Source organism: Gracilinema caldarium DSM 7334 (assembly GCF_000219725.1).
Taxonomy (GTDB): Bacteria; Spirochaetota; Spirochaetia; order Treponematales; family Breznakiellaceae; genus Gracilinema; species Gracilinema caldarium.
In genome coordinates this window covers 3201666-3213842 of record NC_015732.1, presented here as the reverse complement: position 1 = coordinate 3213842, position 12177 = coordinate 3201666, and the positions used below count along the sequence as shown (strand labels likewise).

The following is a 12177-nucleotide window of genomic DNA, read 5'->3' as shown; positions in this document are numbered from 1 at the left end:
TAAGGAGAGGTGATGTTAGAGAGTTCTTTTATAGATCGACATATTAAGGTTTTATTTCCTTTGCCGGCAGTATTGTTTGTTGCCCTCATGATGGTATTTCCTGTTTTTTACACCTTTACCATCAGTTTTTCTAACTGGAATTTAACCTCTGGTTTACCCCCTCGATTTGTCGGTTTAAAAACCTATCTTTCTATTTTGCAAGAACCACGTTTTTGGGCTGCTCTGGGACGTACTTTTTATTTTACCGCTTTTGCAGTGAGTGTTGAAACGATACTGGGAATGATTTGGGCCCTCATATTAAATAGAGAATTTCTAGGGAAAAACCTGGTTAAAATGAGTCTTTTACTTCCGATGGTTTCTACACCTGTAGCCATTGGTATTGCCTGGACCCTGTTCTATGAACCCACTATTGGATTGGCTAACTGGGTTTTAAGGAGTGCCGGTTTAAGTCCTCTGAAATGGATCGCTGACAAACAGCTTGTAATACCTTCGTTAGTTATTGTTGATATTTGGCAATGGACCCCCATGATGGCCCTTATCATGCTTGCAGGGCTCGCGGGACTTTCTGTTGAACCCTATGAATCAGCTAGGGTAGACGGAGCAAATAGTATTCAAATCTTCTGGAAGATTACCCTTCCGATGGTAGCTCCAGTAGTTCTGACTGCTGTGGTGCTTCGTTCTATCGATGCACTGAAAACTTACGATATTATTTATTCCATGACTAACGGTGGCCCTGGTTTTGCATCAGAAACATTAAATATATACGCATATAATTTATCCTTTAACTATTTCCGTCTTGGACATGCTTCAGTAGTGTTATTCTTCCTCTTTGTGGTGGTTATGATTATGAGTTATCTGGTAGCCCGTCTGCGGCAGAAACTGGAGGAATAGGGAATGACAGCAAAACGATTTGCAGGTAAACTTTTATTTTTCATTCTCATATTATGTATTGTTGTTCCTGTTCTGTTTCCACTTATTTGGATATTCATTTCATCAATAAAAACACAGGTTGATATAACGGCCTATCCTCCAAAATGGATCTTTACACCTACGTTACAAAATTACAGCAGGGTATTTACCGAACAGAATTTTATTCAATTTTTTTATAATTCGACCGTTGTTGGTGTAACTGCTGTTGTTTTTTCTCTCATTTTGGGACTTCCTGCGGCTTATTCTATTGCCCGATATAAACAAGAAAAACTCGGACTTCTCATTCTGGTAGCCCGTCTCATGCCGGGTATTGCCCTGCTCTTACCCTGGTATTTATTGTTTTCCCGTTTAATGCTAGTAGATACCTATGTTGCTCTTATTTTAAGTCACATGCTTATAAGTTTACCCATTGTAGTCTGGATAATGACGAGTTTTTTTGCTTCGGTACCTCTGGAAATAGAAGAATCTGCCCGGGTTGATGGTGCAACCCATCAACGAACGTTTTTAGAAATTGTGCTTCCTGTTTCTACACCGGGCATTGTAACTTCTACAACCCTGGCATTTCTTTTTTCCTGGAACAATTTTATGTTTTCCCAGGTGCTCAGCATGGAAAAAACAAAAACGCTCCCCATTGCAGTTTACAATTTTGTTTCCTATGCAGAAGTCGATTGGGGGGCTGTGATGGCCGCAACGGTGGTGATCATTGCCCCGGCAATTATTCTGACCATGCTGTTTCAGAAATATGTGGTCCGGGGCCTCACCATGGGTGCGGTTAAGGGATAACCGTCGGGTTGTACGAGGCTTCGATTGCTTTGATAAGGTTAAAGACCAGTTCGTTCGCTGGTGTAGGAACCTGATATTGCTTACCCAGGTGGACCACTGTTCCGGCAAACATCTCAACTTCTGTTTTACGGTTTGCCAGCACATCCTGGCACATGGAAGTCAGATTGTCTGGATGCAGTCCTGCCAGGGTCTTTTCCCAATTTACGAGGTCCTGTTCGTTCAAGTTAATGCCCATGGCCTGGGAGAGAGCAATAACCTCCCGCTGAAGGGTTTCCATAACAGCCTTGGCGTTAGTGTTGGTCTGAAACAGCCGGTAGGGTGCACGGAGTATAGCTGAGGCCTGATTAATGCCCACATTGATCATAAATTTAAACCAGAGCGCTCGAAGCATGTTTTCTGGAATTTCATAGGGAACGCAGGCTTTTTCAAAAAAGGCGGCAATCCGCTGGATCCGGGGACTTAAGGCCGATGTATTGTTAGTAGCTTCACCAAAAAATATTTTTCCTGTAGAGGCAAAACGGGTTTCATTGCCGATTCGAACCGCATCAATCCCTAAAATCATAGCATAAGGGGGAAGCCGGACGCCATCGGGCGCACCGGGCCCGGCGCCAAATCGGGCTCCCAACTGTTCTTCGCTGGAAATACCGTTCATCAACGAAAGAATACTAGTATTGTCCCCTACATGGGCTTTCATTTGTTCGATAGCTTCTGGAAGATGATGATGTTTCACCGCTACAATAATAAGATCATAGTGGCTGTGGGTTGAAACGGGGGATATCACGGGGAAATGGTAGGTTTTCCCGTTTACGATAAAACCGTCCCGGTTATACCGTTCAAAGCGTTCTCCATCGGCAAGTACGGAGACTGAACCCGGTATATGTTCTGAAATGATTGAAGCAATAGCGGTACCAACCGCACCAGACCCAACAACCAATACTCGTTCAATGTCTTTCATGGTATCCTCCGTGTTGTTTTTATTATAGACGCTCCGATAAAATTTGCATATAGTTTTACTATGCGGCCCCGGTTTCGTTCCGACTCTTGGTATCTGGTTGCCCTTTTTATAACACTGATCAGTGTTGGAAGTATACTGTTGGTATTACCCCTATCACAGGCTGGATACCCGGGTAATGCAACCCATATTTCCTACATTGATGCCCTTTTTATGGCCACCTCTGCGGTCTGTGTAACCGGTCTTACCACAGTAGATATGGCCACCTTCAGTCTCTTTGGCCAAACCGTACTACTGCTTCTTATCCAGTTAGGTGGGCTTGGCATTATTAGCTTTACATCACTGCTGCTCATTTTGCCAGGAGGCCGTATCCCTTTCCGGCGTATATCGACCATTCGCAGTTTTTATGTTGATGGGGTCGAGTATGATCCAAAAAAAATTATTAGCACTATTGTGGTAACCACCCTGGGTATAGAAGCGATTGGTGCTTTATTGCTTGCTTGGTTTTTTATGCAAGCAGGTGTTTTAAACTATGGTTATTATGGGGTATTTCATGCTGTTTCTGCTTTTTGTAATGCTGGGTTTTCTCTTTTTTCGGATAGCCTTGAAGGTTTTTCTAAAAATCCTGCTATTTTAACAATCATTATGTTGCTTATTATTTCTGGTGGTCTGGGATTTATTGTTTTACAGGATGTTTATCAGCGTATTACCCGAAAACGTAGATATTTAAATTATCATTCCCGGGTGGTATTGGGAATGACTGCTGGTTTAATACTATTTGGATTTTTAATATTCTTTTTTTTTGAAAGTAAAGGAACTTTGTCTGATTTCTCTTTGCGTGATCGTATTATGAACGCGTTATTTCAATCAGTAACGCCTCGAACTGCTGGTTTTGATACGATTCCCCAATATGCATTAAGCCAACCATCGAAAGTATTTACCATTCTCTATATGCTTATTGGTGCTGGCCCTGGATCAATTGCTGGAGGAATTAAGGTAACTACAATTTTTATCATCATTATATTGATGATTCGATATCCTGATCCTGCAGGGGATATTCGTATCGGTAAGCACCGTATTACAAGTTATACGTTAAACAGAGCGACGGTTTATTTTTTAAAGGCCCTGAGTCTCTTGCTGTTGGGTGCTCTGGCCTTGAGCCTTATCGAAGGTCACCGGGGTGTGGCCTTTGACGCTATTGTGTTTGAAGTGGTGTCTGCGTTTGGTACTGTAGGACTCAGCCTTGGTTTAACGCCCCAGCTTTCTGTGGCAGGTAAAATGGTGATTATCGGTATTATGTTTGCTGGCAGAATAGGACTCGTAGCGCTTTCTTTTTCTCTGATACGGGCTAAAAACTATGATATCACCTATCCGGAAGGATCGGTCTTATTGGGATAGATAGTGGGGTAAACAATGAAACAGGTTGCAATTTTAGGTTTAAGTTATTTTGGACAAGCTGTTTTAGATGAATTATTAGAAATGGATGTAGATATCCTTCTCATAGATAAAGATCGGGAAGTACTTGACCGGTATCGGGATACGGTGTCTGCAGCCATCGGTATGGATGTTATTAACCAGGAAGCTCTAGAAAAGACGCTTCCAAAACATATTGATGCAGTGATTATCGATATGGGTAAAAATATCGAAGCCTCAATTTTGGCTGCAAGCTATTGTAAAAAATTGGAGATTGGAACCATCATCGCTAAGGCAGAAACCGATGCGCATGGTGAAATTCTTGGTATAGTGGGTGCTACAAAAGTAGTGTTTCCAAATCGGGAGGCCGCAAAAAGGATTGTACCCCAGATTGTTTCTAACCTGGTTTTAAACTACCTTCCCGTTGGCGGGAACCTGGTGATAGCGGAAATAGAAATACCTGATTCTTTTATAGGTAAGACTGTATTAGAATTGGATCTGCGTAAGAAATTTGGTCTTAATCTTATATCAGTCCGGTCATCTGAAACAGAGTATACTTTGTTTACCCCTGAGTACCGCTTTCAGGAAAAAGATATCGCCCTTGTTTCGGGAACTGAGTTCGATGTGGACCAGTTTACTGGCCGGCTTGAAAAAGAAGGAGCAAAACGTAGTATCTTTAACTCAATAAGGGAGATTTTTTCTAAGAAATAGGTATGCTTTATCTTGAGCCAGGGATGGATTGTGATCAGGTAGTCGATACTCTTATACAGCAAGATTATCCAAATGAATTTTGCCTCGTCCAATCATTTGATATGCAATTTTTACAGCAGCTTATGTGGGCTGGTTTTCTGATTATGTCCATTCAGAATAAGGAAACAAGCCTTCTAATACCGAAATTACATCTTGAACGTTGTGTGCTCCTTTTTAATAACCTGCATATTCCTAAATCGGTAAAAAGCAGGCTTAGCCGGTACACCTTAAAACCCTTTGATGCTTTGCAACCAATTATAAAAGCCTGTGTTGAGTCTCACGGTGAAGATTGGTTGACACCACCTTTACAGGAAGTATTAAATTATTTGGAATGGAATCCATCCCTTTCTGAACAGGCTATTTACATGCCAAGGGTGCCCTTCTGTTCTGCCTTTGGTTTATATCGAGATTCAAGATTAGTAGCAGGGGAATTTGGGGTGTTTTGTGGTGGGGTGTATACAAGCTATTCCGGTTTTTATTGGGAAAACTGTGCTGGTACTGTACAAATGATTCTGACTGCCCAGTATCTTGAAAAAATGGGATATATATTCTGGGATTTTGGGATGCCCCTTGAATATAAGGAACGATTGGGGGCAGAAAATCTAAATCGCAGTCGCTTTATTAACCAATTTCGTCAGGCCCGTATGATCCAACCGGTTCTTGAGTCTTCTCAGTAGCTGAAAGGGCTTTTAACTGTTTTAGTTCCTCTTTTACTTTCATATATTCTGCATTCAGTTTTACCGTTCGTGCGTTCAGTCGGGTAAGCCGTTGGGCAAGGAGTCGTGCCAGGAAGATACCATAGTGGGGATTTCGCTTTATAAGGTCCACGAAGTCCTGTTTCGACACTTTAATGCAGGTTCCTCCATCCTTAGCAACAACTGTAGCAGTCCTCTGGTTTGAAAGTAAAAAGGACATTTCCCCGATAAACATATCATCGGGAGTTAAATAAGAAACACAGCGGTTTCCAGAGAAAACAAGATACCTGCCTGAAACAATATAGTACAGGTAGTCCGAAGTATCTCCTTCCCGAACAACAATTTCCTTGACTTTAAAATGGACTTCCTCCTGATCGCTAAATATACGAGGAACCATATTGCTTGCATCTTTTTGATGATTAATCGAAAAACGCACCTCGTTCCCTTTATCATTATAAGACAAATCCTGCACATAGACACCAGCCATTCGAATTCCCATACCATGAAGCCCAAGAGTTGGTTTTGCATTCATTCTACTTCGCCAATCAAAACCATCGCCGTCATCGGTTATTGTAAAGGTAGATTTGTCAGGGCGGATCGTATATGAAAGACGAACCTTTTTTGCAGAAATATTTGGGTCCTTGTTTTTTTCTCGGATAAGCTCCATGGCATTCTTGCCTTTTTCTAGCCAAGCTGACTTTTCGTCAAAGCTAATTTTACAATTACCATGTTCAATAGCATTTACTAAAAGCTCTTGTAATGCTACATGGAGTTTTTCCCGGTCATCCCGGTTTACTAGGTTTGCGTTATATAGATAATTCGTAACCAAATTGGTGTATACCACAATATCCAGGGGATCATTATCAATAATAAAAGTCCCAGAAATAGTTCTCAGCAAATGTTGTTGCATACCCCGTTGAAAGAGGAATTGTTTGTTATGGGCAAGGATACGAAGGAGTCGCTCACAGTTGTTTCTAAATTCACTTTTGTGAATAACCGCAATAATATTTGATTCATGAAGATGTTCAGCTAATTCTTTATCATTTTCTATAGTATGAATAACAATGAGTCCGCCGTAGTGAAGCCAAGGGTCTTCTTTAATTGCTTCGAGTATTGCGATAGCCGCATCTTTACATGGCCCTTCCCCACAAAAATCAAGAATTTTCAGTTCAGGTAGTTCATATTTTAAATATTCGAGTACAGGTTCTACACCAGAGATAAACACGGGCTGCAGATTTGTTTGTAAGGTATAAGCAGCTGATTGGATTTGTTCTATCAGTTCAATATCTTTGGTAATAACTGGTACTCGAAACATGCTCAGAACCCCTCTTAATTATAACGTAATATGTAACAAACCATCATAAATATGTTATTATAGAAGTATGGCTAAACTCCAATATAGCATAGAAAACGGTAAACCCCTACCCCTGGGTACAGAAATTACCAGTACAGGGGTTAATTTTTCTCTTTTTTCTCGACATGCTACTGCTGTATCCTTAGTACTTTTTGAAGATCCAGATACTACTGAGCCTATAGAAGAAATTATTCTGGACCCCCATAAAAATCGGACCGGTGACATCTGGCACTGTCATGTACGGGGACTTGCAGCAGGAGCTTTATATCTCTATCGAGTTGATGGCCCTTACTTACCAGAAAAGGGCTTTCGTTTTAATTCGAATAAAACGCTTATCGATCCTTACGCAAAGGCATTAACGGATTTATCAAATTGGGATCTGACAAAATGTATGGGCTATAACCCTAATATGCCCGATGCTGACCTCTCCTTTTCGTATGAAGATGATGCACCTTACCAGCCGAAATGTATTGTTATCGATGATACTTTTAACTGGGAAGGGGATAAGCCCCTTAACTATCCCTTAAGGTTTAGCGTGTTATATGAAACCCATGTAAAGGGACTTACCATGCATCCAAGTTCTGGAGTGGAGCACCCAGGAACGTATCGGGGTGTCATAGAAAAAATACCCTATTTTAAGGAACTTTGGATAACCAGTCTTGAACTTATGCCAATTCAGGAATTCAATGAGCAAGAAATCCCCCGAATAAATCCTCGGACTGGGGAACCATTAAAAAATTATTGGGGTTATTCTACGGTGGCCTTTTTTGCTCCGAAAGGATCCTATTCTGCCGACCGGACTCCTGGTGCGCAGGTTCGAGAATTTAAAGAAATGGTAAAGGCCTTACATCGGGCAGGTATCGAGGTTATTCTTGATATAGTCTTTAATCATACTGCCGAAGGAAATGAACTGGGGCCAACCTTTTCATTTCGGGGGATCGACAATACGATCTATTACATGCTTGATGAAAATAAACGATATTATAAAAACTACTCCGGTTGTGGTAATACCTTAAACTGTAATCACCCGGTGGTACGTACCTTTATTTTAGATTGTCTGCGTTATTGGGTAATTGAAATGCATGTAGATGGATTCCGCTTTGATCTTGGTTCCATATTAGGTAGAAACCAGCAGGGACATCTTATGGAGAACCCACCCATGCTTGAACGGATTGCAGAGGATCCTGTCCTCCGAAATACAAAAATTATAGCAGAAGCCTGGGATGCAGGAGGTGCATACCAGGTAGGATGGTTTCCTGGAGGCCGCTGGGCAGAATGGAATGATCGGTACCGAGATGATGTACGAAAATTCTGGCGGGGTGATGCTTACGAGGCCAGGCATTTTGCGACCCGGCTTTCCGGTAGTTCGGATCTTTATCTCCGGGATGGTAGAAAACCCTTCCATTCTATCAATTTTGTGACAAGTCATGATGGATTTACTCTTCGAGATTTGGTGTCCTATGCAGAAAAGCATAACGAAGAAAATGGAGAAGAAAACCGGGATGGTCATGGGGCAAATTTCAGTTGCAACTATGGTTTTGAGGGACCTACAGAAAATCCAGCTATTGAAACAATCCGCTTTAGGCAGATGCGTAACTTTATAACTACCCTTATGATTTCGTTGGGTACTCCGATGCTTTTAGGAGGTGATGAAATAGGTCGGACCCAACGGGGAAATAACAATGCCTACTGTCAGGACAATGAGATTTCCTGGTATGATTGGAAACTGCTCGATAAAAATCGGGATTTTTTCCGCTTTGTGAAGGAAATGCTTGCATTCAGAATAAAACACCCGGCATTTTTACGTCCTGAGTTTTTTACTGGCAAAGATGGTGATTATAATGCTATCCCTGATATTACTTGGTTCGATGAACATGGTAATAGCCCCGATTGGGCAAAGATTGATAAACGTTTAGCATATCGGCTAGATGGTAGTAAAGCGGACACCTTTGCCGATCGAGATGATAATGATTTTTATATCATGTTCAATGCGAGCAAAGAAGGCTGTCTCTTTACTATTGCAGAAGCCCCCAAGGGGAAAAAATGGTTCCGAGTGGTGGACACAAGTCGCCCATCTCCAGAAGATATAGTACATCCCGGGCTTGAACAGGCAATCTCATCCCAAAAAGATTATTATGTTCATGAACGAACAACGGTTATTCTCATGTCTAAATGGATATAGATATGTTACCGATTTAAATAAAACTACCTATTCAGTTATGTAAGCAGGTAAGGTTACCGTAAAAGTAGTATGTCCAGGCTCACTGGTAAAGGATATGGTTCCGGAAAATCCTTCAATAATTCGCTTGCTGAGATCTAGACCAATCCCAGTTCCGGTACCTCGAGGTTTTGTCGTGAAGAAAGGAGTAAAAATTTTAGGTTTATTCTCTTCAGGAATCCCTATACCAGTATCGGTTACTTGAACCTGAATTATATCACTTTCATGATGTAGTTTTTTGATTTGTATCGTTAAAGTTCCACCCTGTTCCATGGCTTGCAGGGCATTGTTGATGAGGTTTACCCATACGGCATTTAGTCGTTCTGGGTTTGCTAAAACCCATCCTTCATCGAGAAAATTACGTATTATCTGAATAGTATATTTTGTATGGTTATAGTACATGGTAAGGATGGTTTCCATTTCATTTTTAATACATACTGGAACAGCATACCCCTTTTCTTCATAGGTCCATTGTTTTAGAGCCTTAAGGGTCAAAGATGCCCGTTCAGCCGCATTCTGAATAATAGCATTGTCCTTTTCTAAAATATTAAAATAATAGGCTGTTTTAATAATATTTGGTGCTTGTTTAAGCGTTAATATTTTTTGTGTTAGTTTCTGATCCTTCAGAGATATTTCCATATCAATAAGATCATCAGCAATTTCTTCTGCATTTGATATTGGTTTTAATTCAATAGTGTTGATAAAGGTCATTCGCTCGCGAAGACTTGCTTTGGTTTTTCCAGAAGCATCTAATAATTGAATAAAAAAATTATTTTCCTCAGGATCGTTTTTAGTTAAAAGATTACAAAGATCCTGTTTTATTCTAGAAATCGCATTTTTTATAGTTTCTGCAGTAGATATTATAGCTCCTAAAGGCGTATTTAATTCATGGGCCAGTCCTGCGGTAAGATTTCCAAGAACAGCGAGCTTTTCTGAAACCAAAACCTTATCCAATGCAGTTGCAAGTTGCTCGCCCATATCATGTACCTGCTTTTCAAGTTTTTCATTCATTTTGGTTATTTCCTGTGCTTTATTATAAAAAGTTTTTGCCAAGAGTTGTATTTCTGTTACTCCCTGAATACTTACAGGTACTTCCGGAAGATTATGGGAACTTTCCCATTGATTTAATGCTTTAATAAATTGTTCGATTGGCTTGATAAGTAACCAATGTAGTAAGAAAAATCTTAAGAAGAGGAGACCAATAATTGCTGTTAAAGTAAATAAAGTGAGGATTTGAATTTGAGAAAAAAAGTATTGGAGTTGATTGGTTGGAGTAAGTAATACAATATCTGTAGAAAGCCAGACACTTGAAATTCGATTTAAAACAAATTGTTTTTGATTTATAGTGAGTGCAGAACCATTAGGCTGATTTAGAATGAGACTAGGTAAATTTCCACCTATGCTTGAAAAAGGTATACCGTCTGAATTGGTTATCACCACAATAGATCCATCGAACTGAACAAGCCGGGCTATATCGTTATTGATCGAATCAATTTTAAGGCGTCCTACCAGTAAATCCTGATGTATAGGGATTGAAAGATAAATGCTTGGTTTCTCGTCTTCTGGAGCATAGAACACCTTGGATTTTCGTACAGTAGTAAAAAAATGATAAGAAAAAAACGAAGTAAGATTTTGTGAAAATTGAAAGCCGGTGAACAGGGCTGATTGGGGACTTTTTTTAAGTATGTGGGTAATTGTATTATCCGAAATAATATACATATCTGAAAATTCACTAATAAATTGTGCCCCCAATAAGGTGTCGGAAGCAGCCAAAGATTCAAGAGTAGTAACTGCCTGTTGTAATTTTGAATAAAAGAGCATTTCTATGGCCGATAGTTCTGCTTTTCTCCGTTGTGAAAAATCCTGAGAGATTTTTAATTGTATAAAATTAAAGGAACCAAAGATAAACAGTATCCCCAGGAAAATAGTTATTATTTCGAGTGTTACTAGATAAAATCGGAGACTCTGGGGCTTTTTCATCAATGAAATTCTCCTGAAATATCGGTGATAAAGTAATAATCTTCTATTGTTTCACCGAAAGCATTAAAGGTGATAGTCCCCAGTCGGGTTGATAAAATTTTTTTGGAAAGAAGCCATTTTTTTGCCTGATCGGGTGTCACCGCTTTGGCTTTAAATGCTTGATCGAGAAGTTCGAGAGCCTGGTAAACTTTGAGGCTAATAATAGTCGGACTTACATGAAAATTGGTTTCAAGTGCGGACATGTATGCTTCTATTTTAGGATCTATTTTTCGAGAAGGAAAAAGCGAGGGAAGCAGAGCATGGTTGATTGCAGGCCCAGCGGAATTCACTAGCTCTCTATTGTGCATCCAGGGAGTAAAGACAATGGTACTTTGAGGCTGGAATTGATAACTATATTGGGCAATGTTGCCTGCAATATTTTTATAACCCCCAATAAGCAGGTACAGGACATTAAAAATCTCAGCCTGTAGTACAGGATCCAGCTCCTCTATATTGAACTGGTTTGCGTCGAAGTCAAAGGTGCGAACTGTTATGTTTGGCGATACACGGTTCAATTCTGTTAAAAAGGCTTCCTGTGCGGGTATGGTATACCCGGAATTAGAAAGATCCCGAATGATGAGTAGTTTTTTTGGTTGTAATGAGCTTATTTTTTGAGCAATCACAGCCTGTTCTTGGTTCAAATCGGGAATGATGCGCAGGATATAATCATCCTTATCGCTTAAAACTGTGGTGGTCGCTCCGGCGATAATGGTAAGTCGTTTATCTAGATTGATATCTTTGGCGATCTCTATGGCACAGGTTGAGGTGTGACTGGTTATTAGGAACTGGATATTCATGTTTTGAACTTCTTTATAGGCCTGTTTTGTCCGTTCCGGATCCCATCCATCATCGAAGGGGATAATCTGTATACGGCTATTGGGATGGGTCCTCTCAAACTCTTTTACTGCAGCGATTTCGCTGGTTCCAATGATAGAACCGGCATCGAGCTTCGTAAGGAGGGCGACTTGTATCGAAGGCTGAATACAGCTCGTTAAAAATGTCATACATAGGACTGTCATCAGTCTTAACATGAAGTGTTTCATCATCCTTACCCTTCTTTATA

At 40.4% G+C, this 12177-nt stretch carries 10 protein-coding genes; 6 read left to right on the top strand and 4 right to left on the bottom strand.

All coding sequences use genetic code 11. From position 1 onward, the window contains the following. Window positions 1–12 precede the first annotated feature (12 nt). Both SPICA_RS14410 and SPICA_RS14405 read left to right on the top strand, forming a co-directional pair. Window positions 13–891, top strand: a complete 879-nt coding sequence (locus SPICA_RS14410; RefSeq protein ID WP_013970218.1) for a carbohydrate ABC transporter permease — start codon at window positions 13–15, stop codon at window positions 889–891. Window positions 892–894: 3 nt separating this feature from the next. Beyond that, window positions 895–1713 (top strand): carbohydrate ABC transporter permease, encoded by an 819-nt coding sequence (locus tag SPICA_RS14405; protein WP_013970217.1) that lies wholly within the window; start codon window positions 895–897, stop codon window positions 1711–1713. On the opposite strand, the gene SPICA_RS14400 is transcribed toward SPICA_RS14405, so the two are convergent. After that, window positions 1703–2668 carry a ketopantoate reductase family protein gene (locus tag SPICA_RS14400; protein ID WP_013970216.1) on the bottom strand — a complete coding sequence of 322 codons (966 nt, stop codon included), beginning with the start codon at window positions 2666–2668 and terminating at the stop codon, window positions 1703–1705. The genes SPICA_RS14405 and SPICA_RS14400 overlap by 11 nt on opposite strands. A gap of 60 nt (window positions 2669–2728) precedes the next feature. Here SPICA_RS14400 and SPICA_RS14395 point away from each other — a divergent pair, with 60 nt between their 5' ends. The 3 genes from SPICA_RS14395 to SPICA_RS14385 are packed head-to-tail and all read left to right on the top strand — an operon-like array spanning window position 2729 to window position 5505. Then, window positions 2729–4063: a TrkH family potassium uptake protein gene (locus SPICA_RS14395; RefSeq protein ID WP_013970215.1), complete on the top strand. Its 1335-nt coding sequence runs from the start codon at window positions 2729–2731 to the stop codon at window positions 4061–4063. Between the two features lie 15 nt (window positions 4064–4078). Next, the gene (locus tag SPICA_RS14390) at window positions 4079–4789 is read left to right on the top strand and encodes a potassium channel family protein (RefSeq protein WP_013970214.1); all 711 of its coding nucleotides are present in this window, start codon (window positions 4079–4081) and stop codon (window positions 4787–4789) included. A gap of 2 nt (window positions 4790–4791) precedes the next feature. Next, entirely contained in the window at window positions 4792–5505 is a 714-nt protein-coding gene (locus SPICA_RS14385) for a GNAT family protein (RefSeq protein WP_013970213.1), read from the top strand. On the opposite strand, the gene SPICA_RS14380 is transcribed toward SPICA_RS14385, so the two are convergent. After that, window positions 5450–6838 carry a cyclic nucleotide-binding domain-containing protein gene (locus SPICA_RS14380; protein ID WP_013970212.1) on the bottom strand — a complete coding sequence of 463 codons (1389 nt, stop codon included), beginning with the start codon at window positions 6836–6838 and terminating at the stop codon, window positions 5450–5452. The two genes, SPICA_RS14385 and SPICA_RS14380, sit on opposite strands and share 56 nt — an antisense overlap. 67 nt (window positions 6839–6905) lie before the next feature. On the opposite strand from SPICA_RS14380, the gene glgX reads away from it, so the two are divergent. After that, window positions 6906–9059, top strand: coding sequence for a glycogen debranching protein GlgX (gene glgX / locus SPICA_RS14375; RefSeq protein ID WP_013970211.1), 2154 nt, complete (start codon window positions 6906–6908; stop codon window positions 9057–9059). A 27-nt stretch (window positions 9060–9086) separates the two neighbouring features. Here the strand turns inward: glgX and SPICA_RS14370 are convergent, their stop codons facing one another. Then, window positions 9087–11075, bottom strand: coding sequence for a sensor histidine kinase (locus SPICA_RS14370; protein WP_013970210.1), 1989 nt, complete (start codon window positions 11073–11075; stop codon window positions 9087–9089). After that, a complete protein-coding gene (locus tag SPICA_RS14365) occupies window positions 11075–12118 on the bottom strand; it encodes an ABC transporter substrate-binding protein (protein ID WP_169311893.1) in 1044 nt (347 codons plus the stop codon). Before SPICA_RS14365 ends, SPICA_RS14370 begins: the two co-directional genes overlap by 1 nt. Window positions 12119–12177: the final 59 nt, after the last annotated feature.

Coding starts and splice junctions, on each gene's coding strand:
- glgX (WP_013970211.1), top strand. CDS start 6,906: ATGGCTAAACTCCAATATAGCATAGAAAACGGTAAACCCCTACCCCTG.
- SPICA_RS14405 (WP_013970217.1), top strand. CDS start 895: ATGACAGCAAAACGATTTGCAGGTAAACTTTTATTTTTCATTCTCATA.
- SPICA_RS14395 (WP_013970215.1), top strand. CDS start 2,729: ATGCGGCCCCGGTTTCGTTCCGACTCTTGGTATCTGGTTGCCCTTTTT.
- SPICA_RS14365 (WP_169311893.1), bottom strand. CDS start 12,118: ATGACATTTTTAACGAGCTGTATTCAGCCTTCGATACAAGTCGCCCTC.
- SPICA_RS14390 (WP_013970214.1), top strand. CDS start 4,079: ATGAAACAGGTTGCAATTTTAGGTTTAAGTTATTTTGGACAAGCTGTT.
- SPICA_RS14385 (WP_013970213.1), top strand. CDS start 4,792: ATGCTTTATCTTGAGCCAGGGATGGATTGTGATCAGGTAGTCGATACT.
- SPICA_RS14380 (WP_013970212.1), bottom strand. CDS start 6,838: ATGTTTCGAGTACCAGTTATTACCAAAGATATTGAACTGATAGAACAA.
- SPICA_RS14410 (WP_013970218.1), top strand. CDS start 13: ATGTTAGAGAGTTCTTTTATAGATCGACATATTAAGGTTTTATTTCCT.
- SPICA_RS14370 (WP_013970210.1), bottom strand. CDS start 11,075: ATGAAAAAGCCCCAGAGTCTCCGATTTTATCTAGTAACACTCGAAATA.
- SPICA_RS14400 (WP_013970216.1), bottom strand. CDS start 2,668: ATGAAAGACATTGAACGAGTATTGGTTGTTGGGTCTGGTGCGGTTGGT.